Origin of the sequence: Aurantimonas sp., assembly GCF_964217435.1 — a bacterium.
Taxonomy (GTDB): domain Bacteria; phylum Pseudomonadota; class Alphaproteobacteria; order Rhizobiales; family Rhizobiaceae; genus Aurantimonas; species Aurantimonas coralicida.
The window spans coordinates 34,204-55,176 of record NZ_CAXPJM010000055.1; the positions used below are offsets into that span (position 1 = coordinate 34,204).

The following is a 20,973-nucleotide window of genomic DNA, read 5'->3' on the forward strand; positions in this document are numbered from 1 at the left end:
ACTCTTTCGATCTGTTGCGGTGCCGTCAGGCGAGGGTCTTCAGAATGCCGCGCAGCGTCTCGACGATCTCGGCGATCTGGTCCTCGGAGATCATCAGCGGCGGCGACAGGGCGATGATATCGCCGGTGGTGCGGATCAGCAGCCCCTTTTCGTAGGCTTCCAGGAAGGCCGAGAAGGCCCGCTTGGTCGGCTCCCCGGCGATCGGCTCCAGCTCGATGGCGCCGATCAGGCCGATGGTGCGGATGTCGATCACATGGGGCTCGCCCTTCAGCGAATGGATCGCCTCGGCCCAGACCGTCTCCAGCGCCTTCGCCCGTTCGAACAGCCCGTCTTCCTTGTAGGTCTCCAGCGTTGCGAGACCCGCCGCCGCGGCGATCGGGTTGCCGGAATAGGTATAGCCGTGGGCGAATTCGATCAGATGCTCGGCACCGCCCATGAAGGCGTCGTAGATCTCGTCCTTCACATAGACCGCGCCCATCGGGATGACGCCGTTGGTCAGCCCCTTGGCGGTGACCATGATGTCCGGGGTCACGCCGAAATAATCGGCAGCGAAGGCCGTGCCCATGCGCCCGTAGCCGGTGATCACCTCGTCGAAGATGAGCAGGATGCCGTGCTGGTCGCAGATCTCGCGCAGCCGCTTCAGATAGCCCTTGGGCGGCGGCAGGACGCCGGTCGAACCGGCCACCGGCTCGACGATCACCGCGGCGATGGTCGAGGGATCGTGCAGGGTGGCGATGCGCAGGAGGTCGTCGGCCAGTTCGGCGCCATGCTCCGTCTCGCCGCTGGAATAGCCGTTGCGGACCGGATCGTGGGTGTGGCGCATGTGGTCGACGCCGGTCAGGAGCGTACCGAACATCTTGCGGTTGCCGACGATGCCACCGACCGAGATGCCGCCGAAATTGACGCCGTGATAGCCGCGCTCGCGCCCGATCAGGCGGAAACGGGCGCCGTCGCCCTTGGCCCGGTGATAGGCAAGCGCGATCTTCAGCGCGGTCTCGACCGACTCGGAGCCGGAATTGGTGAAGAACACGTGGTCGAGGCCGGACGGCGCGATCGCGGCAAGGCGCGAGGCCAGTTCGAAGGCCTTCGGATGCCCCATCTGGAAGGCCGGCGCATAGTCGAGCTCGGCCGCCTGCTTCTGGATCGCCTCGACGATCCGTGGCCGGCAATGGCCGGCATTGACGCACCACAGGCCGGCGGTGCCATCCAGTACCTGGCGCCCGTCGGACGTGGTGTAGTGCATGTCCTTGGCCGCAACGAACATGCGCGGCGTCTGCTTGAACTGCCGGTTCGCGGTGAACGGCATCCAGAAGGCTTCGAGATTGTTGGGCGCGATCGGTGCGTTCTCGTTCATCGGCTACCGCCTCAATGGGACGGTTCCGAAGCCCGGATCGTCCGAAATCTTGACTAAATGGTCAAAAGCGAGGCTAGAAGGTCGTCAGGAACCGGTCAAGCGTCCTGCTGAAGAACTGCGCAGAATATCGCAGTGCAAAATAGGCGGGCAGACTCCGGTTTGGAGAGGGCGGAACGCGTGGACCAGACAGTCGAGCATTCCGGCGCAGAGCCGCCGCATGGCGACCGCCAGCCGACCCGCATCCAGGCGATCAACCGCGAGATCATCCTGGACGCTGCGCTCGAAGTGTTTTCGGTCAACGGCTTCCGGGGATCGACCGTCGACCAGATCGCCGTGCGGGCGAAGATGTCGAAGCCGAATCTCCTCTATTATTTCCGCCGCAAGCAGGACATCTACCGGGCGGTGCTGGAGCACACGCTGGACGACTGGCTGGCACCGCTGGAAGCGATGAACGCCGACGGCGACCCGATCGAGGAACTGCGCCGCTACATCACCGCCAAGCTGGCCATGTCGGAAGACAATCCGGCCGCCTCGCGCCTGTTCGCCAACGAAGTCCTGGCCGGCGCCCCGGTGGTCGGCGACTTTCTCGCCACCCGGCTCAAGCAGCTCGTCGACGTGAAGGCACGGGTCATCCGGGACTGGGTCGATCGCCGCCAGCTCGCGCCGGTCGATCCGTACCATCTGATCTTCATGATCTGGGCGACGACCCAGCACTATGCCGATTTCGACGTGCAGGTCCGCGCGATCGTCGGCCGTCAGGTCGATGCGCCCGGCTTCCGCGAGCAGACCGCGCAGGCCGTGCTGTCGGTCGTCCTCAACGGCATCCGGCCCAGGGACTGACGCTCACTCGCTGTTGGACAATCTGCGCTCGTCCGACGTTCAGGCGGCGGTGGCGGCAGCGCTGCGCGGGTCGATCACCTCCTGGGTCAGCGCCTCGAATTCATGCGGCCAGCGGTCGGCGATCTCGACCAGCATCTTCGGCAGGTCCGAAGCGGGCCGCGGCCGCGAGAAATAATAGCCCTGCATCTCGCGGCATCCCTCGGCGTAGAGAATGCGCATCTGCTCCGGCGTCTCGATACCCTCGGCGATGACCCGCATGTCGAGGGCGTTGGACAGGCCGATGACCGAACGCACGATGGCGATGTTCTCCGGCCGCGACATGTCGCGCACGAAGGACTGGTCAATCTTGATCTTGTCGAATGGGAAGCGGTTCAGATAGCCGAGCGAGGAATAGCCGGTGCCGAAATCGTCCATTGAGATGGTCAGGCCCATCCGGCGGAATTCCGTCAGGATCGAGAGCACCTTGTCGCCCTCGTCGAGGAACAGGGATTCGGTGACCTCGATCTGCAGTCGCGACGGCTGCAGCCCGGACTTGGCCAGAACGCGCCGCACATCGGCGACGAGGGTCGGGCTCTTGAACTGCACCGCCGAGAGGTTGACCGAGATGGCGAGATCGCTGACCCAGCTCGACGCCTGCTCGCAGGCCGTTTCCAGCGCCCACAGGCCGATCTGCGTGATCAGGCCGGTTTCCTCGGCCAGCGGGATGAAGGTGGAGGGGCTGACGCGGCCGCGTTCCGGGTGGTTCCAGCGCAGCAGGGCCTCGAAGCCGCTGATCGCGCGGCGCCCGGTATCGACGAAGGGCTGGTAGAACAGCTCGAACTGGCCCTCTTCGATCGCCTTCTGCAGGTCGATCTCCAGTTCGCGGCGCTGCTGCAGCTTCTGGCGCATGCTCGGCTGGAACATGCGGTAGCTGCTGCCGGCCGACTGCTTGGCCTGGTAGAGCGCGAGGTCGCAATTCTGCAGCGCGATCGCGGCGTCGAGATCCACGGGACGCTTGCCGCCGGCAACATACAGGGCGCCGACACTGCCGGAGGCGCTGATGTGGCGACCCTCGACCTCGAAGGGCTCATCGAAGCTGGCGACCATCGACCGGGCCAGGTCCTCGGCATCGGCGGCGGAGCGGCCGCCGAGGAGGATGACGGCGAATTCGTTGCCGCCGAGGCGCGCGACCGTCGCCTTCGCGCCGGCCTTCTCGATCAGCCGCGCACCGCACTGGCGCAGGATGGCGTCACCGACGGGATGGCCATAGGTGTCGTTGATGGTCTTGAAGCCGCGAATGTCGATCACCGCGATGGTCAGCGCCTTGCGGCCCTTGCCGAGCGCCTCGTCGAGGATTTCGGCGAAGACGCCGCGATTGGGCAGTTCCGTCAGGGCGTCGTGGCCGGAGAGGTGCTGCAGGCGCCGGGCGATGGCCTCGCGCTCGGTGATGTCCTCGAAGGTGATCAGAAGGCCGTCGCCGGACATGCCGCGACGCTTCACTTCCATGATCTGACCCTCGCCGACTTCCTGGACATGCGACGCGGTGTCGTTCGGGGCGACACGGCCGGTCAGCCGCGCATCGGTGAAGAAGTCGCGGGCGTTGGTGCCGGCCGGGTGGTCGCCGAAGAGTTCGGTGAAGGTCTCGTTGCACAGGATCATGCGCTTCTGGCCGTCCAGCATGCAGAGCGCCTGGGTCATGTTGTTGAGGGCCGCGGTCAGCTGGTCCTGCTGGGTGTTGAGCCGGCCGGCCATCAGGTCGACCTTGTCGAGCATCATCGTCTCGAGCTTCTCGCAATGCTCCTGCATCTGCCGCAGGGCATTCAGAACGTCGCGCACCTCGCTCGGGCCGCGGGCCTCGATCATGTCGCACTCGATACCGCTGGCCAGGTTGCGGGCAAGGCCCGACACCCGCCGCAGCGAGGCGCCGACGGAGCGCGACAGGAAGACGGCAAAGCCCGCCATGCCGATGAGGATCGCGGCCAGGCCGGCGAAATTGCGCAACCGCGCGCTCTCGATGGCGCCGACCGCTTCGGCCTTGGTCTGCACCAGGTCGGCGTTCATCGCCGTGACCGCGCGGTCGAGAACCAGCGCAGTGCTGGCGATCTCGCGAGCCGCCATGCGGGCCGACATGTTGCCGCCTGAGGCTTCCAGCCGGCTCAACGGATACAGGAGCTCGGACAGGATGGCCTGAACCTCGGCGGAGCCGGACTGGGCGAGGGCTGTCTGCACGTCGGCCTTGATCGACGAGATGGTGCGCATCGCCGGCTCCAGCCGGACCTGCGCGTCGTCGCCGCTGGCTGTCCCCTGGGCGCCGAGGCTCTCGGCCAGCGCCACCGTCTTGCCCTTGGCGACCTGGAGCCGCCCCAGCGGATCGATCCCGCCATCGTAGAAATTCTGCGCGAAACCGAGGGACACGGACTGGGAATGATAGGAAAAGGCCGCGAACAGGAGCGCCAGCACCGCGAAGATCGAACTGCCGATAATGAGACGCAAATGGATCGACATACAGCTCATTTCCCAATCGGCTGCCATTTCGGGCAACCGCATTCTCGACGCGCACAAAGCGGTTCTGACAGAAAAATGCTTCGGCTAGGTTACTTCACGGTTACGTGACGACGGGTCGCGCGAATTATTTTTGCCGGTTTTTCAACCTGTGGCTTTGGCTGAATACCGGCCGGCCCGGCGTCCGGAGAACAGGCAGCCTCCAAGAAAGCCGCCTTCCAGTGCATTGTATCCGTGAACTCCGCCGCCGCCGAAGCCGGCGATCTCGCCGGCGGCATACAATCCGGGGATCGGGCGATCGTCCGCCGCGAGCACCCGGCCATCCAGATCCGTATGAAGACCGCCGAGAGTCTTGCGCGTCAGGACGTTCAGGCGGACAGCAATCAGCGGTCCATGGGCGGGATCGAGGATCGCATGGGGCCTGGCGGTCCGGATCAGCCGGTCGCCGAGATACCGGCGGGCGCCGCGCAGCGCGATGATCTGCGCGTCCTTGGAGAAGGGGTTGGCGATCTCGCGATCGCGCGCGACGATCTGGGCTTCCAGATGCGCCCGGTCGAGCTTGGGCTCGCCGGCAATCGCGTTCATGCCGTCCACCAGTTCGTCCAATGTGTCGGCAACGACGAAATCCTCGCCATGCCGCTTGAACGCCTCGACCGGCGGCGGTGCGTTGCGGCCGCGCCGGTTGCGCAGCACGGCGCGCCAGTCCTTGCCGGTCATGTCCGGGTTCTGTTCGGACCCGGACAGCGCGAATTCCTTCTTGATGATCGACTGGGTCAGCACGAACCAGGAATGGCAATGGCCGGTCGACAGGATCCGCTTGAGGGTCGCCAGCGTGTCGAAGCCCGGCAGCGCCGGGGGCTCCATGCGGTTGCCGTGCGCATCGAACCACAGGGACGACGGGCCGGGCAGGATGCGGATGCCGTGCATCGGCCAGATCGGGTCGTGATTGGTGACCCCCTCGGTATAGTGCCACATCCGGTCGCGGTTGATGACGCGGCCGCCGGCCGCCTCGGCGATCTCCAGCATGCGTCCGTCGACATGGGCGGGAACGCCCGAGATCATCTTCTGCGGCGCCGGTCCGAGCCGCGCGACCGGCCAGTTGCGCCGTACCATCTCGTGATTGCCGCCGACCCCGTCTGCCGTCAGCAGGATCGCGCCGGCCTCGATCTCGAAATCGCCGATCACCGCGCGCGACGAGGTTTCTCCGCGGGCCGTCGTGGCCGGCGCGAGGATCTCGCCCGCCACGCCCGTTGCGGTGCCCTCGACGATCCGCAATTCGCTGACCCGGTGGCGGCCATTCAGGATGATGCGCCCGGCGGCCATGTGCGCGCGCACGCGCCGCTCGAAGGGCGCAAGCACGCCGGGACCGGTGCCCCAGGTGATGTGAAAGCGCGGCACGGAATTGCCATGGCCGGTGGCCAGGCTGCCGCCGCGCTCGGCCCAGCCGACGACCGGAAACCAGCGCAGGCCCATCGCATGCAGCCAGGACCGCATCTCGCCGGCAGCGAAGTCCACATAGGCCTCGGCGACGATGCGCGGCCAGTGATCCTCCTCGCGGTCGAAGCCGGCCGAGCCCAGCCAGTCCTGCAGCGCCAGTTCGCGGCTGTCGCGAATGCCGAGGCGGCGCTGCTCGGGGGTGTCCACCATGAACAGGCCCCCGAGCGACCAGAAGGCCTGCCCGCCGAGATGATCGGCGCTCTCCTGATCGACGATGACGACGCGGCGTCCGGCGTCGGCCAGTTCGCTCGCCGCCACCAGTCCGGCCAGACCGGCACCCACGACGACCGCATCGGTGCGTTCGCTCAAATCGGTCCCCTCCCCCCGATGCCGCCCTCCGCCAGCCCGGACATGCCTACCGCCGCCGCCTCCGCGCGACGCCGTGTTGCGTCACTCGGCGGCGTCGGGCAGCACCACCGGCTCGGCGGCGTGCTGCTGGCGCTCCTTCGCCATCGGATTGTTCGGATGGCTCGTCCAGTTGCCGTAGGTGTCGGGGATCGGCCGCTTGGTGCGCGGATCGAAGCCGGTGATCCGCTCCATGGTGATGCAATCCTCGACCGGGCAGACGTCGACGCACAGATTGCAGCCGACGCATTCCTCGTCGATCACCTCGAACTTGCGGATGCCGTCGACCATGCTGGTGATCGCCTGATGCGAGGTGTCCTCGCAGGCGATGTGGCAGCGCCCGCAGGAGATGCACTTGTCCTGGTCGATCCGCGCCTTGGTGACGTAGTTCAGGTTGAGATACTGCCAGTCGGTGACGTTGGGTGCGGCACGGCCGCGGAAATCCTCGATCGAGGCATAGCCCTTCTCGTCCATCCAGTCGGACAGGCCGGAGCTCATCTCCTTCACCACCTTGAAGCCGTAGGTCATGGCCGCTGTGCAGACCTGCACGGTGCCGCAGCCGAGCGCGATGAACTCCGCCGCGTCGCGCCAGGTTGTGATGCCGCCGATGCCCGACATGGGCATTCCGGCCGTCTCGGGATCGCGGGCGATCTCCGCCACCATGTTGAGCGCGATCGGCTTGACCGCCGGGCCGCAATAGCCGCCATGGCTGCCCTTGCCGTCGATGGTCGGGGTCGGGGCGAAATTGTCGAGGTCGATCGAGACGATCGACGAGATGGTGTTGATCAGCGACACGGCGTCGGCGCCGCCCTTCCTGGCCGCCCGGGCCGGGAAGCGGATGTCGGTGATGTTCGGGGTCAGCTTGACGATGACCGGCAGCTTCGAGTGCTGCTTGCACCAGCGCGCGACCATCTCGATATATTCGGGCACCTGACCGACCGCCGCGCCCATGCCGCGCTCGCTCATGCCGTGCGGGCAGCCGAAATTCAGTTCCACGCCGTCGGCGCCGGTCTCCTCGACGAGGGCGAGGATCTTCTGCCAGGGCGCCTCCTCGCAGGGCACCATCAGCGACACGATCATCGCCCGGTCGGGCCAGTTGCGTTTGACCCGCGCGATTTCCTCGAGGTTCGTATCGAGCGCCCGGTCGGTGATCAGCTCGATATTGTTCAGCCCCAGCAGCCGCCGGTCGGGACCATAGATCGCGCCGTAGCGCGGGCCGTTGACATTGACCACCGGCGGGTCCTCGCCGAGGGTCTTCCAGACGACCCCGCCCCAGCCCTGCTCGAAGGCGCGCTGGACGTTGTATTCCTTGTCGGTCGGCGGCGCCGAGGCGAGCCAGAACGGGTTCGGCGAGGAGATGCCGAGAAAGTTCGTCGCGAGATTGGCCATGGCTCGTTCTCCCTAGATCCGACCGGGGGTCAGTGCTTCGACCGCATCGGACATGACACCCGCGATCCGGGCGCCGAGCCCCTTCTCCGCCGCCAGCTCCGCATGAATGCTTTCGGCCGCGACCTTGCCGTCCTCGACCGCCACGACGGTGAGGTCCTCGCCCTCGAAGATGCAGTCGCCGCCGGCCCACACGCCCTTCAGCGACGTGCGCCGCTCGGCATCGACGCGGATGCGGCCGCGCTCCAGCGCGATGCCGTCGCTCTCGTCGTCGAGACCGTCGGGCAGGAAGCTCTGGCCGATCGCCTTGAAGATCTGGTCCGCCTCGATGGTCACCGTCTCGCCGGTGCCCGTCAGCCGCCCGTTCTCGATGGTCGTGCGCTCCAGTTCGATGCCGCGGACATGGCCGCCCTCGGCGAGAATGCGCTTCGGCTGCAGATGGCAGCGGATCTGCACGCCGCGGGTCTGGGCGATCTCCTGCTCGTAGGCCGAGGCGTTCATGGCGTCCTGGCCCCGGCGATAGGCGATGGTCACCTCCTCCGCGCCGAGCGCCTTGGCCTGCACAGCCGCGTCGACAGCGGTCATGCCGCCGCCGATGACGACGACGCGGCGGCCGATCGGCAGGTTGGTGAGATCGGTGGTCTGGCGGAGATCCGCGATCCAGGCGACGGCGTCGGCCGAACCGCTGCTCGTCTCGCCCTCGGCGCCGAGGGCGTTGACGCCGGCCAGCCCGAGCCCGAGGAAGACCGCATCATAGTCGCGGCGCAGATCGGCGAGATGGATGTCGCGGCCGAGCGCCTTGCCGGTCTCCAGCGCGATGCCGCCGATGGAGAGGATGAAGTCCACTTCGCGCTGGGCGAACTGTTCCGTCGCCTTGTAGGCGGCGATGCCATATTCGTTGAGGCCGCCGGGCTTGGGCCGTGCGTCATAGAGCGTGACGTCGTGCCCGTGCAGGGCGAGGCGATGGGCGCAGGAGAGGCCCGCAGGACCGGCGCCGACGACGGCAACGGTCTTGCCGGTCGGCTCGGCGCGGGTGAAGGGATGCTCGCCCGTCTCCATCAGATGGTCGGTCGCATAGCGCTGCAGGAGGCCGATCTTCACCGGCTTGCCCTCGGCCACTTCGCGGACGCAGACCTCTTCGCACAGGGTTTCGGTCGGGCAGACCCGGGCGCACATACCGCCGAGTATGTTCGACGAGAGGATGGTCTTGGCCGCGCCGGTCGGGTTGCCGGCCTGGATCTCGCGGATGAACAGCGGGATGTCGATCGACGTCGGACAGGCCGTCATGCACGGCGCGTCGTAGCAGAAATAGCAACGATCGGCCTCGACCAGCGCCTCGTGCTGCTCGAGCGGCGGATGGATGTCAGAGAAATTGCCCGCCAGCTTGTCGGAAGCGAGGCGCCCTGCGCCGATATCGGGCCGGAACGGTCGGGTTTCGTTCATGCGTCGCATCCCCCTCGAAACCTTCCAGGGAGCCGGCGACGGCGATCTTCCGGCCTTCGACGGCTCGTGGAAGATTAGAATGATGCCAGTTTTTCAAAAGGTCAAATTTTTTATCGTCTGGTCAAAAATTGACCCGATTGCCTCTCGGGCAACAGCGATTATTGCCGCCACTGCCTAGGCAATGACCGCGATCCGATGCGCGCACGCCGAACGACACGTCGTCCCGCCGCGCGTCAGCGTTGCGCCTGGAAAGCCGAAGAGGATTGTGGCCAGGCCCTACTGGCCGGTGGCCGTCTGCAGCGTGCCGCCGAGATTGCGGCCCATATTGCCGACCTGCCGGCCGAACTCTTCGCGCCCGCGCTGGCTGATGAGCGCACCGGGGGCGGTGACCACCGCACCGGCCGCCGAGCCGACGGTCTGGGCCGTGCCGAGGGCCGCCGCGCCCAGGGTCTCGCCAAGAGAGATGCCCTCTTCGCCGATCGCCTGCCCGGCGATCAGCCGCTGGCCGATGAGCCGCACGATCTGCGGGCTCTCGGCGAATTTCGAATGATTGAGGGCCGAGCCCGACTGCAGCGCGGAGAGATCGATCACGTCGACGCCCTTGGCCTCGATGCCGCTGCGATACGGTTCCTGCGACACGTCGATGGCACCGAGGCGCTGGACGCCGCCGGCCAGCCGCCGCGACACCTGCAGGGCGCGGTCGTCGGTTGAGGCGAAGATGGTCAGCTGCGTGCGCTCGGTGTCGATCTCGTCGAGCTGGTGGGAGAAGACATCGACGTCGAGATCGGGCGAGGCGAGGATCACGTTGCGGACCTTGGCCGGCAGCTTGCCGCGGCGGATCGACAGCTGCCGCAGCGCCTCCATGGTCAGCCAGCTTCCCATCGAATGGGCCATCACCGTGACATTGCGCACGCGCGGATCGTCGGCGGCCTTCTCGATGATCTCTTCCAGCGCGTTGCGCGAGAAATTGGCGCTTTCGCGGTCGTAGAGATAGTCGAAGACGCTGCCGTGGGACGGCCAGGAAAACAGGATCGGTGCCGCCGAGGCCGCCGTGTCATGGGCGATCTGGGCAAAGCGGAAGACCGATTCCTCGTAGGTCGTGTTGAAGCCGTGGACGAAGATCAGGACGTCGCCCTGCTTGGTGCCGGCGACCCGGTCGAACCAGCGCTGCGCCGCCGCATCGTCCATCGGCGCCAGTTTCAGCACCGCGAATTCGGTCTGCGGATTGGCCGCGTTGGCGGTGGGATAGGTCAGTTCGCCGGCATTGCGATTGGCGGAGGGCGGGACCGAGACGACGATGTTGTCCACCGACAGGGTGTTGCCGCGATTGCCCGTATAAACGACGCCGGCGACCGGCGACGGCGCGCGCGTTGTGGCGACCAGCATGTCGACCGTGCTGGCGCCGGCGACGGTTCCGGCAATCGGCACCATCGTGCCCAGCGGCCGCCCTGCACAGCCCGCAACGGCGAGAAGCAGGCAGACAAGGAGCGACAGGCCGGGGCGAGGAAGGCTGCAGGTCAGGATCGAAGCCTCCGATGGGCGCGGAACGGGACAGGCCGGCGGGCAACCCGCCTCGCTGGTCATCACGGCGGCACGGCGGCCGACGGCCGGCATCGAAAAGCCGACGTTGCGTTGCCAGTGAACCGCGCCTTCGGCATAGCCGCTCCGGAGGCGAATCTCCAGTCCGGGCCGGCGTCCAGTATGGCGCCGCACTTTCGCTCGCGGAGCCGGCAAGACTGGTGTCGCCCCGGCCTTCCCGTCAAACCCGCCGGAATTTCAGACAATTTTAACGATGCCGGCCGATAGGCCGCCGGGCGCCGTGTCATCTGAACGCCCGGTTAAGAAATTTCGGCGATTTGTCGGGTTTGGGCGCCGGCGATACTGGCCGTGCCCCGACACCCTGCCGAGGCTTGCCGCATGGCATTTCGACCCACCATCACGCGCGCCCAGGCGACACTGGCGCTTCTTGCCCTGGTCACGGTGCTGGGCGCCTGCGCCGGCGGGCCGCGCCTGCGGCCGATGACGGCGCATGAATGCATGACGCGGGTGATGTATTTCGAATCCAACCGCAGCAGCGAAGAGGGCATGATCGCGGTCGGCACCGTGGTGATGAACCGGCTGGAGAGCGGCCGCTACCCCAAGACCGTCTGCGGTGTCGTCGGCCAGAAGAACCAGTTCGCGCCGGGTGTCCTCACCCGCTCGATGGAAAAGGGCAAGGATCTCGCCTCCCGGACCGCCACCAAGGTGCTGAACGGCGCCCGCCACCGCAATGTCGAGAAGGCGATGTTCTTCCACACCGCCGGCATGACCTTCCCCTACACCAACATGCACTACCTCGTCGAAGCGGGCGGCAACGTCTTCTACGAGAAACGCAAGAATGCCCGCCGGCTGAGCGACCCGCCGTTCCGCAATCCCGAGCCTTACGATCCGCGGCGCCCGGCCGCCCAGCCCTCCGCCATGACGACCATGGCCGCGTCCCGGTCGGCGGGCTCCACCAGCGCCGCGCTGGAGCCGATCAGCATCGACGACCTGATCCGCGCCGACCGCTACTGATCGCCGCCTCGCTCGCCTCACAATGGCGCGCCTTTTCCGCGACGGCCCCTTTGCGTACGGATCGCGCATGGGCCATAGCGGGGCCTTGCGTATCCACAGGGGATGCGCAGCGCCTTCTGGAGATCAGCCGTGCCGACGATCCGCTTTTCCGCCAATCTCGGATTCCTGTGGCAGGAGCTTGCCCTGCCCGACGCCATCCGGCGCGCCAGGGACGCCGGCTTCGACGCGGTCGAGTGCCACTTCCCCTATGCGGTCGATCCGGCTGCCGTGAAGGCGGCTCTCGACGAGACCGGCCTGAAGATGCTCGGCCTCAACACCAGCCGCGGCGATCGCGAGGGTGATTTCGGCCTCGCCGCCCTGCCCGACCGGGTCGAGGAAGCCCGTGCCGCCATCGACCAGGCCATCGGCTATGCCAGGGCGATCGGCGCCGGCGCGGTGCATGTCATGGCCGGCAAGTCGCAAGGCGTGGACGGCGCGCAGGCGACGTTCGAGGCCAATCTCGCCTATGCCTGCGAGGCTGCCGGCGACATGACGATCCTCATCGAGCCGATCAACCAGCGCGATGCGCCGGGCTATTTCCTGTCCTATCAGGCGCAGGCCGCCGAGATCGTTTCCCGGGTCGGCAAGCCCAATCTGAAGATCATGTTTGACTGCTATCACGCGCAGATCATCGAGGGTGACCTCCTCAAGCGTTTCGAGCAGCATCTGCCGATGATCGGCCATCTGCAGATCGCAGCCGTCCCCTCGCGCGGCGAGCCGGACGAGGGCGAGATCGCCTATGATCGCCTGCTGCCGGCCATGGCCGACCTCGGCTGGAACGGCCATGTCGGCGCGGAATATCGCCCGCGCACGACAACCGACGCGGGCCTCGGCTGGATGACCGCCTACAAGTCGGCCGCGCGCGGCTGACCTAGTCCCCAAATCACCCGGCTGCCGATTCATTCGCCGCGTGACACCGCGTCACGGGTTGGAACCGGCGCCGGGTTAATGTATACATTGCGTCAGAGGCTGCCCGCGCTGCGGATGCAACCAGAGATCGACGTTCCGGAGACCCCATGACCAACGACATCAAAGCCGGCCCGCTGCGCTCGCGCGCGTGGTTCGACAATCCTTCCAATCCGGACATGACCGCGCTGTATCTCGAGCGCTATCTGAATTTCGGCCTCAGCCAGGAAGAGCTGCAGTCGGGCAAGCCGATCATCGGCATCGCCCAGACCGGCTCCGATCTCAGCCCCTGCAACCGCCATCATCTCGAACTCGCCAAGCGGGTCCGCGAGGGCATTCGCGAGGCCGGCGGCATCGCGCTGGAGTTTCCAGTCCATCCGATCCAGGAGACCGGCAAGCGCCCGACCGCGGGCCTCGACCGCAACCTCGCCTATCTCGGCCTCGTCGAGGTGCTCTACGGCTACCCGCTCGACGGCGTCGTGCTGACCATCGGCTGCGACAAGACCACACCCGCCATGCTGATGGGCGCGGCCACCGTCAACCTGCCGTCGATCGCACTGTCGGTCGGCCCGATGCTGAACGGCTGGTTCCGTGGCGAGCGCACCGGTTCGGGCACCATCGTGTGGAAGGCCCGCGAGATGATGGCCGCCGGCGAGATCGACTATGCCGGCTTCGTCAAGCTGGTCGCCTCCTCGGCGCCGTCGACGGGCTATTGCAACACCATGGGCACGGCCTCGACGATGAACTCGCTGGCCGAAGCGCTGGGCATGCAGCTTCCGGGCTCGGCGGCGATCCCCGCGCCCTATCGCGACCGCCAGGAGGTCGCCTATCTGACCGGCAAGCGCATCGTCGAGATGGTCCATGAGGACCTGAAGCCGACCGACATCATGACCAAGGACGCCTTCATCAACGCGATCCGCGTCAATTCGGCCATCGGCGGCTCGACCAACGCGCCGATCCATCTCAACGGCCTCGCCCGTCACCTCGGCGTCGAGCTGACCATCGACGACTGGCAGACCTATGGCGAGGAAGTGCCGCTGCTGGTCAATCTGCAGCCGGCCGGCGAGTATCTGGCCGAAGACTATTACCATGCCGGCGGCGTGCCGGCGGTGGTCAACCAGCTGATGGAAAGGGGCCTGATCCACGAGGATGCTCCGACCGCCAACGGCAAGACCATCGGCGACAATTGCCGCGGCGCGATCATCGAGGACGAGAACGTCATCCGGCCGATCGACCGGCCGCTGATCGACCATGCCGGCTTCCGCGTCCTGAAGGGCAATCTCTTCGATTCCGCCATCATGAAGCTGTCGGTGATCTCCAAGGAGTTCCGCGACCGCTACCTCTCCAATGCCGAGGACCCGATGGCCTTCGAGGGCAAGGCGATCGTCTTCGACGGGCCGGAGGACTACCACCACCGGATCGACGATCCGGCGACGGCGGTGGACGAGCGCTCGGTCCTGTTCATGCGCGGCGCCGGCCCGATCGGCTATCCGGGCGCGGCGGAAGTCGTGAACATGCGGGCACCCGACTATCTCCTGAAGCGCGGCATCCACTCCCTGCCCTGCATCGGCGATGGCCGGCAGTCCGGCACGTCGGGCAGCCCGTCGATCCTCAACGCCTCGCCCGAGGCGGCGGCCGGCGGCGGTCTCGCCATCCTGAAGACCGGCGACATGGTTCGCATCGATCTGGGCCGCGGCACCGCCAACATCCTGATCTCCGACGAGGAGCTCGCCGCGCGCCACAAGGCGCTCGAGGAAGCCGGCGGTTACGCCTATCCGGCGCACCAGACGCCCTGGCAGGAGATCCAGCGCGGCATCGTCTCGCAGCTCTCCACCGGTGCGGTGCTGGAGCCGGCGATCTCGTATCAGCGCCTCGCCCAGGGCGGCATCGACGGCAAGTCCGCCCCGGTGCCGCGCGACAACCACTGATCTGACGGGGCGGACCGCGCATGACGCGGCCCGCCCTTTTCACACCATCGCCGCGCATCGCTACGCGCACCGAGAGGAACGGGACAGAGCCATGACGAAACGCCTGGACGGCAAGACCGCCGTCTGCACCGCGGCCGGCCAGGGGATCGGCCGCCAGGTGGTCGAGACCTTCCTGAAGGAAGGCGCCACCGTCTATGCAAGCGATCGCGACGCGGAGAAGCTGGAGGGCCTCGACGCCTTCGGCCCGGTCCATACCGCCGCGCTGGACGTCACCGACGGCGAGGCGGTGAAGGCGTATCTCGCCGGCGTGCCGACCCCGGACATCCTGTTCAACTGCGCCGGCTACGTTCACCACGGCACCATTCTCGACTGCGACGACGCGGCCTGGGACTTCTCCTTCGATCTCAATGTCCGCTCGATGCACCGGATGATCACCGGCCTGCTGCCGCGCATGCTCGAGGCGGGCGGCGGTTCGATCGTCAACATCTGCTCGGCCGCCGGCCCGGTCAAAGCCGCCCAGAACCGCTATGTCTACATGGCGACCAAGGCCGCGGTGGCGGGCCTCACGCGCTCGGTCGCGGTCGACTTCGTCGGCAAGGGTATCCGCTGCAACGCCATCTGCCCCGGCACGATCGAATCCCCCTCGCTGGAGGAGCGGATCGCCGATCTCGGCAAGACCATCGGCGGCACCGACAAGGCCAAGGCGATGTTCATCGAGCGCCAGCCCATGGGCCGCCTCGGCAAGCCGTCGGAGATCGCCATGCTGGCGGTCTATCTCGCCTCGGACGAGAGCGCCTTCACGACAGGAACAATGCAGGTGATCGACGGCGGCTGGACGCTCTAGGAGCGCAGCACACGCGACGACACCGAACGACAACAGGGAAGAGGACACGATGCGGATTCTGGTACTGGGCGCCGCCGGCATGGTCGGCCGGCAGCTGATCGAGGCAATCATCGCCGACGACACGCGCCTCGGCGACAAGGTCACGGAGATCGACGCCTTCGACGTCGTCAAGCCGGCCTTCGACAGCCAGGCCGGCGGCATCACCATCGAGTGCAGCGCCGGCAACATCGCCGACGAGGCGACGGTGCGTGCCCTGGTCGACAAGCGGCCCGACATGATCTTCCATCTCGCCGCGATCGTTTCCGGCGAGGCCGAGGCCGAGTTCGAGAAGGGCTACGCCATCAATCTCGACGGCACGCGCTATCTGCTGGAAGCAATCCGCCAGCAGGACGGCGTCTACCGCCCGCGTCTCGTCTTCACCTCCTCGATCGCCGTCTTCGGCGCGCCGTTCGAGGACCCGATCACCGACACCTTCCTGTCGGCCCCGCTGACCAGCTACGGCGCCCAGAAGGCGATCGGCGAGCTGCTGCTCTCGGATTACAGCCGCAAGGGCTTCGTCGACGGCGTCGGCATTCGCCTGCCGACCATCGTCGTGCGCCCGGGCAAGCCGAACAAGGCCGCGTCGGGCTTCTTCTCCGGCATCATCCGCGAGCCGCTGGCCGGCCACGAGGCGATCCTGCCGGTCGACGACAGCGTGCGCCACTGGGTTGCCAGCCCGGCTGCCGCGGTCGGCTTCCTGCTGCATGCCGCGACGATGGACACCGAGACGCTGGGCGCCCGCCGCTGCCTGACCATGCCGGGCCTGTCGATCACCATCGGCGAGATGATCGAGGCGCTGCGCGAGGTCGCCGGTGACGAGGCCGTCGCCCTGATCCGCCGCGAGCCGGACGCCACCATCGAGAAGATCGTCGCCGGCTGGCCGCGTGATTTCGACGCCTCGCGGGCGTCCAAGGTCGGCTTCGTTGCCGACGACAATTTCGCGGACATCATCCGCGCCCATATCGCCGACGAAGCGGCACGCAACGCCGCGGCCTGACCGCCGCGCAGCGCGTCCCCGGCCTTCGCGCAGGAGTGTACATGACGAACCGTCCCAGCATCGGTTTCATCGGCGTCGGCCTGATGGGCCACGGCATGGCCAAGAACATCGTCGAGGCCGGCTACACGCTGACCGTCCTCGCCCATCGCAACCGCGAGCCGATCGAGGATCTGAAGTCCCGTGGCGCCAGTGAGGCCGACAGCGTCGTCGGCGTCGCGAAGGCCGCCGAGATCATCTTCCTCTGCCTGCCGGGCAGTCCGCAGGTGGAAGCCGTCGTCGGCGAGATCCTCGCCGCGAACGGCGCCTGCAGGACGATCATCGATTGCTCGACCGCCAATCCGGTCTCGACGCGGGCGCTGGCCGAGCGCTGCAGCGAGGCCGGCGTCACGCTCATCGACGCGCCGCTGTCCCGCACGCCGAAGGAAGCCTGGGAGGGCACGCTCGACACCATGGTCGGCGCTTCCGAGGCGGATTTCGAGCGGGTGAAGCCGCTTCTGGAGACCTGGGCCGGCAAGATCGTGCGGGTCGGCGACATCGGCGCCGGGCACACGATGAAGCTGCTCAACAACTTCGTCTCGCTCGGCTATGCGGCGCTCTATTCCGAAGCGCTGGCGATCGGCGCCAAGAACGGCATCGATGCCAAGACCTTCCACGGCGTGATCAGCGGCGGCCGGATGGATTCGGGCTTCTACCAGACCTTCATGAAATACGTCGTCGACCGCGACCGCGACGCCCACAAGTTCACGATCCGCAACGCCCACAAGGACATGCGCTACGTGGTGTCGATGGCCGACCAAAGCGGTATTGCCACGCATGTTTCGGCGTCGGTAAAGAACGGCCTCGCCACGGCCGAGGCGATCGGGCGCGGCAGCGACTATCTGCCGATGCTGTCCGACATCGTCTTCGAGCTGAACGGGGTCCCGACGCCCGACGGCTCGAAGAGCTGACGAAGACGACCGGGAGAAGGATCCCCGGCAGATGAACAAGGGAGGCCGGCACTGACGAAACAGGATGCGACGAACGCACCCCATCGCCGTCCTCCCGCCAGCGGCTCGCGGCCCCGGCCGAGCATGCAGGGCGTCGCCAAGATGGCGGCACGCGAGCGGGCCTATCACGAGCTGAAGTACCGGATCCTGGAGGGTCGGCTGCCGCCCGGCACGACGCTCCTGGAGACGGAGGTCGCCAATCTTCTGTCGCTCAGCCGCACGCCGATCCGCGAGGCGCTGATCCGCCTCGAGGAGGAAGGGCTGGTCGAGGTGAAGCCGCGGCACGGGGTCACCGTCCGCGCCCAGTCCCTCGACGATCTGGCGGAAATCTACGAGGTCTTCTCGGCGCTGGAGGTGCAGGCCGCGCGCCTTGCCGCCGTGCGCGGGCTCGAGCCGAGCGAGAGCGAACGGCTGAAATCGCTGATGGACCAGATGGAGAAGGCGACGCGCAGCGACGACATCGAGCGCTGGTCGCAGTTCGACGACGCCTTCCATTCGGATATCGTCTCGCTGTGCGGCAATTCCCGCCTGCAGGCGACCCTGCGGCAATATTGGGAACAGCAGTACCGGGCCCGCATGGCGATCATTCCGCTGCGCATCAAGCCGGTCCAGTCCGACCAGGAACACCGGCAGATCGTCCAGGCGATTCTCGACCGCGACAGCGAGGAAGCCGGGCGTCTGCATCAGCTGCACCGCGACCGCACCGACCGGCAGGCGCTGGAACTGCTGCGCCGGCAGGCCGGCAAGCTCTAGCCCGCCGGGGCCCGCGCCGACGCGCCTCCGCTCGACGCTGGGGAAACCTTCAGGGCCCCGGACCCGGTTTGACCGCCGGAAGGCTTGACCTTGCGCGGCCTTGCCGCTAGTCACAAATCGCAATTCTGGGCGTGGCACTGCCGCGCCTGTTTGTTTTCGCCCATTCAGTAACCGACTGACAAGAAGACGGTCCGGGTCCCGCGGGACACGAGAACCGATCGAACGAACGGAGCTAAAATGTTCGCAGTCATTAAGACCGGTGGCAAGCAGTACCGCGTTGTCCCCAACGACAAGTTCACCATCGAGCGTCTCCCGGGCGCCGCCGGTGATCTCGTGACCTTCAACGAGGTCCTGATGGTCGGTTCGACCATCGGTGCGCCGTTCGTTCAGGGCGCTGCCGTCACGGCCGAGATCGTCGAGCAGACCCGCGGCAAGAAGGTGATCTCCTTCAAGAAGCGTCGCCGCCAGAACTCCAAGCGCACCCGTGGCCACCGTCAGGACCTGACGATGATCCGCATCGCCGAGATCCTGACCGACGGCAAGGCCCCGTCGCAGACCGCCGCCGCGCCGAAGCCGGCCAAGGTCGCTGCGCCCAAGCCGTCCGCCGAGACGACCGACGCCACGCCGGACGTGCCGATGTTCACCGCCCCGACCGGCGGCGAGCAGGACAAGCTGACCAAGATCAAGGGCATCGGCCCGGTCGCCGAGAAGCAGCTCAACGAGCAGGGCATCACCACCTATGCCCAGATCGCGGCCCTGTCCGACGAGGACGTTGCCCGCATCGACGCGAACATGCCGTTCAGCGCCGCGCAGATCGAAGACTGGCGCGCCCAGGCCGGCGAACTGGCGAAGCAGTAATTCCGGGGCCATATCCCCCGCGAGCCCTGACAGGCAAGGAGACCTACGATGGCACATAAAAAAGCAGGCGGCTCTTCGCGCAACGGTCGCGATTCGGAGTCCAAGCGCCTTGGCGTGAAGAAGTTCGGTGGCGAGTCCGTCATTCCGGGCAACATCCTGATCCGTCAGCGCGGCACGCGCTGGCATCCGGGTGCCAATGTCGGCATGGGCAAGGACCATACCCTCTTCGCGAAGGCCGAAGGCAACGTGGCGTTCCAGCACAAGGCGAACGGTCGCACCTACGTGGCCGTCATGCCGAAAGCCGAAGCCGCCGAGTGACCGGAGCTTCAGAGCGCCGGCGTTCCACCGACCCGGCACTCTGAACCCTCCGAACGATCGGACCTTCAGAGCACGACAGGGGAGATGGACCGCCATCTCCCCTTTTCGCGTCTGGAAGGAACGATGCGATGCTTGAGGACACGACCGTCGAACGGGACGGCGAGACGATCGAGACCCGCAGGCTGCTGTTGCGGCCGCTGACGATGGACGATGCCGGCGCGCTGGCGAAGCTGATCAACGACCGCGAGATCGCCCGGATGCTGGCCCGCGTGCCGCATCCCTACGGTCTTGCCGACGCCCGCGCCTTCATCAGCGACCACGCACCGGAAACGGTCTTTGCGCTCTGCCTGAAGGACGGCGGCGACCTCGTCGGCTGCTGCAGCCTGAAGCCGGAAAGCGTGCCGGGCCGGTTCGACATCGGCTACTGGGTCGGCCGCCGGTTCTGGGGCAAGGGTCTTGCCACCGAGGCAGCGCAGGCCGTGATCGATTTCGGATTTGTCGCGCTGAAGGCCGACGCCATCGCCGTCGATTGCCGCGTCGTCAACGAGGCGTCGCGCCGGGTGATCCGCAAATGCGGCTTCCACTTCACCGGCAGCGGCCTCATCGACACGATCAGTTCCGGGCGCGTGGCCAGCGAGCATTTCGTCATGGACCGGCGGTGCTGGACGTCGCTCAAGGCATGGGGTCGGGCATGAGTTGCCGGAAGATCGTCGCGCGCAGGATCGGCGGCGCCCTCACTGGGGCGCTGCTGCTGGCCGGGCTTGCGGCCTGCGGCGACGATCCAGCCGACGTGCCGCCCGCCTCCGTCGCCGACGGCCTGGCGCTGGAGGAGTTCTTCGCGGGGGCGTCCTATTCGAAGGGATCGGTCACCACGGCGCTATTCTTTACCGAGGACTTCACCGCGCGCTTTTCCGGCACGCGCCAGGATGGGCGGCTGCTGCTCGACGAGCAGTTTAGCTTTCCCGATGGCGACCGGCTGCAGCGCTGGGACCTCGGCATGACCAGCCCCGGTCTCTACACCGGCACGGTGCGGACCGAGGGCGACGACGGCGAATTGTCACCGCCGGTGGCCGTCTCCGGCAGGCTGGCGCCGAACGGTGTCGTTCTCGACTATGACGGCTACGCACCGGGCGGCGGCGACACGCTGCTGCACTTTCGCCACCGCATGACGCGACAGTCGGACGGAACGGTCGCCAACCATGTCAGCGTGTCGAAATTCGGCGTGCCGCTGGCCACGTCCGACGTGGCTTTCGCTAAGGACAAGGCTGCGCTCGACGCGCACTGACGCCGCGGGCCGACCGGGTCCGCGCACATGAACCTTCCGGATCGCCTGCCTCTTGGCCGGCGATCCGTTCACAAGTCCCGACCGGCCCGCTAGAAGGGGCCGTCCGCCATACCGACCGCAT

18 protein-coding genes and 1 pseudogene are annotated in these 20,973 nt (G+C 67.0%); 13 read left to right on the forward strand and 6 right to left on the reverse strand.

The window, feature by feature from the left end; genetic code table 11:
* Positions 1–25 precede the first annotated feature (25 nt).
* The gene (locus ACEQX1_RS19535) at positions 26–1,354 is read right to left on the reverse strand and encodes an aspartate aminotransferase family protein (protein ID WP_370197465.1); all 1,329 of its coding nucleotides are present in this window, start codon (positions 1,352–1,354) and stop codon (positions 26–28) included.
* A gap of 177 nt (positions 1,355–1,531) precedes the next feature.
* Between ACEQX1_RS19535 and ACEQX1_RS19540 the strand changes: the two genes are divergently transcribed.
* Positions 1,532–2,194, forward strand: coding sequence for a TetR family transcriptional regulator C-terminal domain-containing protein (locus ACEQX1_RS19540; RefSeq protein WP_370194107.1), 663 nt, complete (start codon positions 1,532–1,534; stop codon positions 2,192–2,194).
* Between the two features lie 39 nt (positions 2,195–2,233).
* On the opposite strand, the gene ACEQX1_RS19545 is transcribed toward ACEQX1_RS19540, so the two are convergent.
* From ACEQX1_RS19545 to ACEQX1_RS19560, 4 genes are all read right to left on the reverse strand, one after another.
* On the reverse strand, positions 2,234–4,678 hold the full coding sequence (locus ACEQX1_RS19545; protein WP_370197467.1) for a putative bifunctional diguanylate cyclase/phosphodiesterase: 2,445 nt from the start codon (positions 4,676–4,678) through the stop codon (positions 2,234–2,236).
* Between the two features lie 141 nt (positions 4,679–4,819).
* Positions 4,820–6,481, reverse strand: a complete 1,662-nt coding sequence (locus ACEQX1_RS19550; RefSeq protein WP_370197469.1) for an FAD-binding dehydrogenase — start codon at positions 6,479–6,481, stop codon at positions 4,820–4,822.
* A gap of 81 nt (positions 6,482–6,562) precedes the next feature.
* On the reverse strand, positions 6,563–7,906 hold the full coding sequence (gene preA, locus ACEQX1_RS19555) for an NAD-dependent dihydropyrimidine dehydrogenase subunit PreA (RefSeq protein WP_228239709.1): 1,344 nt from the start codon (positions 7,904–7,906) through the stop codon (positions 6,563–6,565).
* A gap of 12 nt (positions 7,907–7,918) precedes the next feature.
* Positions 7,919–9,355, reverse strand: coding sequence for an NAD(P)-dependent oxidoreductase (locus tag ACEQX1_RS19560; RefSeq protein WP_370193443.1), 1,437 nt, complete (start codon positions 9,353–9,355; stop codon positions 7,919–7,921).
* Between ACEQX1_RS19560 and ACEQX1_RS19565 the strand changes: the two genes are divergently transcribed.
* A complete protein-coding gene (locus ACEQX1_RS19565; RefSeq protein WP_024350285.1) occupies positions 9,345–9,524 on the forward strand; it encodes a hypothetical protein in 180 nt (59 codons plus the stop codon). The genes ACEQX1_RS19560 and ACEQX1_RS19565 overlap by 11 nt on opposite strands.
* A gap of 98 nt (positions 9,525–9,622) precedes the next feature.
* Here ACEQX1_RS19565 and ACEQX1_RS19570 read toward each other — a convergent pair whose 3' ends face one another.
* Entirely contained in the window at positions 9,623–10,777 is a 1,155-nt protein-coding gene (locus ACEQX1_RS19570) for an alpha/beta hydrolase (protein WP_370193483.1), read from the reverse strand.
* 588 nt (positions 10,778–11,365) lie between these two features.
* Here ACEQX1_RS19570 and ACEQX1_RS19575 point away from each other — a divergent pair.
* From ACEQX1_RS19575 to ACEQX1_RS19625, 11 genes and pseudogenes are all read left to right on the forward strand, one after another.
* Positions 11,366–11,788 (forward strand): annotated as a pseudogene (locus ACEQX1_RS19575) (cell wall hydrolase); the annotation flags it as partial.
* Positions 11,789–12,001: 213 nt separating this feature from the next.
* A complete protein-coding gene (locus tag ACEQX1_RS19580) occupies positions 12,002–12,808 on the forward strand; it encodes a hydroxypyruvate isomerase family protein (RefSeq protein ID WP_370193444.1) in 807 nt (268 codons plus the stop codon).
* Positions 12,809–12,954: 146 nt separating this feature from the next.
* A complete protein-coding gene (locus ACEQX1_RS19585; RefSeq protein WP_277021009.1) occupies positions 12,955–14,772 on the forward strand; it encodes an IlvD/Edd family dehydratase in 1,818 nt (605 codons plus the stop codon).
* A gap of 91 nt (positions 14,773–14,863) precedes the next feature.
* Entirely contained in the window at positions 14,864–15,616 is a 753-nt protein-coding gene (locus tag ACEQX1_RS19590) for an SDR family oxidoreductase (RefSeq protein WP_370193446.1), read from the forward strand.
* A gap of 49 nt (positions 15,617–15,665) precedes the next feature.
* Positions 15,666–16,652 (forward strand): D-erythronate dehydrogenase, encoded by a 987-nt coding sequence (gene denD, locus ACEQX1_RS19595; protein WP_370193447.1) that lies wholly within the window; start codon positions 15,666–15,668, stop codon positions 16,650–16,652.
* Between the two features lie 41 nt (positions 16,653–16,693).
* Positions 16,694–17,599, forward strand: a complete 906-nt coding sequence (locus ACEQX1_RS19600) for an NAD(P)-dependent oxidoreductase (RefSeq protein ID WP_370193448.1) — start codon at positions 16,694–16,696, stop codon at positions 17,597–17,599.
* A gap of 141 nt (positions 17,600–17,740) precedes the next feature.
* Positions 17,741–18,391, forward strand: coding sequence for a GntR family transcriptional regulator (locus tag ACEQX1_RS19605; RefSeq protein ID WP_244495407.1), 651 nt, complete (start codon positions 17,741–17,743; stop codon positions 18,389–18,391).
* A gap of 237 nt (positions 18,392–18,628) precedes the next feature.
* Positions 18,629–19,249, forward strand: a complete 621-nt coding sequence (locus tag ACEQX1_RS19610) for a 50S ribosomal protein L21 (protein WP_009210386.1) — start codon at positions 18,629–18,631, stop codon at positions 19,247–19,249.
* Positions 19,250–19,297: 48 nt separating this feature from the next.
* On the forward strand, positions 19,298–19,567 hold the full coding sequence (gene rpmA / locus ACEQX1_RS19615) for a 50S ribosomal protein L27 (protein WP_024350276.1): 270 nt from the start codon (positions 19,298–19,300) through the stop codon (positions 19,565–19,567).
* A 128-nt stretch (positions 19,568–19,695) separates the two neighbouring features.
* The gene (locus ACEQX1_RS19620) at positions 19,696–20,262 is read left to right on the forward strand and encodes a GNAT family N-acetyltransferase (protein WP_370193449.1); all 567 of its coding nucleotides are present in this window, start codon (positions 19,696–19,698) and stop codon (positions 20,260–20,262) included.
* Positions 20,259–20,852, forward strand: a complete 594-nt coding sequence (locus tag ACEQX1_RS19625; protein WP_370193450.1) for a DUF3833 family protein — start codon at positions 20,259–20,261, stop codon at positions 20,850–20,852. Before ACEQX1_RS19620 ends, ACEQX1_RS19625 begins: the two co-directional genes overlap by 4 nt.
* The last annotated feature ends 121 nt before the right edge of the window (positions 20,853–20,973 follow it).

Coding starts and splice junctions, on each gene's coding strand:
- ACEQX1_RS19535 (WP_370197465.1), bottom strand. CDS start 1,354: ATGAACGAGAACGCACCGATCGCGCCCAACAATCTCGAAGCCTTCTGG.
- ACEQX1_RS19545 (WP_370197467.1), bottom strand. CDS start 4,678: ATGTCGATCCATTTGCGTCTCATTATCGGCAGTTCGATCTTCGCGGTG.
- preA (WP_228239709.1), bottom strand. CDS start 7,906: ATGGCCAATCTCGCGACGAACTTTCTCGGCATCTCCTCGCCGAACCCG.
- ACEQX1_RS19565 (WP_024350285.1), top strand. CDS start 9,345: ATGCGTCGCATCCCCCTCGAAACCTTCCAGGGAGCCGGCGACGGCGAT.
- ACEQX1_RS19560 (WP_370193443.1), bottom strand. CDS start 9,355: ATGCGACGCATGAACGAAACCCGACCGTTCCGGCCCGATATCGGCGCA.
- ACEQX1_RS19570 (WP_370193483.1), bottom strand. CDS start 10,777: ATGGTGCCGATTGCCGGAACCGTCGCCGGCGCCAGCACGGTCGACATG.
- ACEQX1_RS19580 (WP_370193444.1), top strand. CDS start 12,002: ATGCGCAGCGCCTTCTGGAGATCAGCCGTGCCGACGATCCGCTTTTCC.
- ACEQX1_RS19585 (WP_277021009.1), top strand. CDS start 12,955: ATGACCAACGACATCAAAGCCGGCCCGCTGCGCTCGCGCGCGTGGTTC.
- ACEQX1_RS19590 (WP_370193446.1), top strand. CDS start 14,864: ATGACGAAACGCCTGGACGGCAAGACCGCCGTCTGCACCGCGGCCGGC.
- denD (WP_370193447.1), top strand. CDS start 15,666: ATGCGGATTCTGGTACTGGGCGCCGCCGGCATGGTCGGCCGGCAGCTG.
- ACEQX1_RS19600 (WP_370193448.1), top strand. CDS start 16,694: ATGACGAACCGTCCCAGCATCGGTTTCATCGGCGTCGGCCTGATGGGC.
- ACEQX1_RS19605 (WP_244495407.1), top strand. CDS start 17,741: ATGGCGGCACGCGAGCGGGCCTATCACGAGCTGAAGTACCGGATCCTG.
- ACEQX1_RS19610 (WP_009210386.1), top strand. CDS start 18,629: ATGTTCGCAGTCATTAAGACCGGTGGCAAGCAGTACCGCGTTGTCCCC.
- rpmA (WP_024350276.1), top strand. CDS start 19,298: ATGGCACATAAAAAAGCAGGCGGCTCTTCGCGCAACGGTCGCGATTCG.
- ACEQX1_RS19620 (WP_370193449.1), top strand. CDS start 19,696: ATGCTTGAGGACACGACCGTCGAACGGGACGGCGAGACGATCGAGACC.
- ACEQX1_RS19625 (WP_370193450.1), top strand. CDS start 20,259: ATGAGTTGCCGGAAGATCGTCGCGCGCAGGATCGGCGGCGCCCTCACT.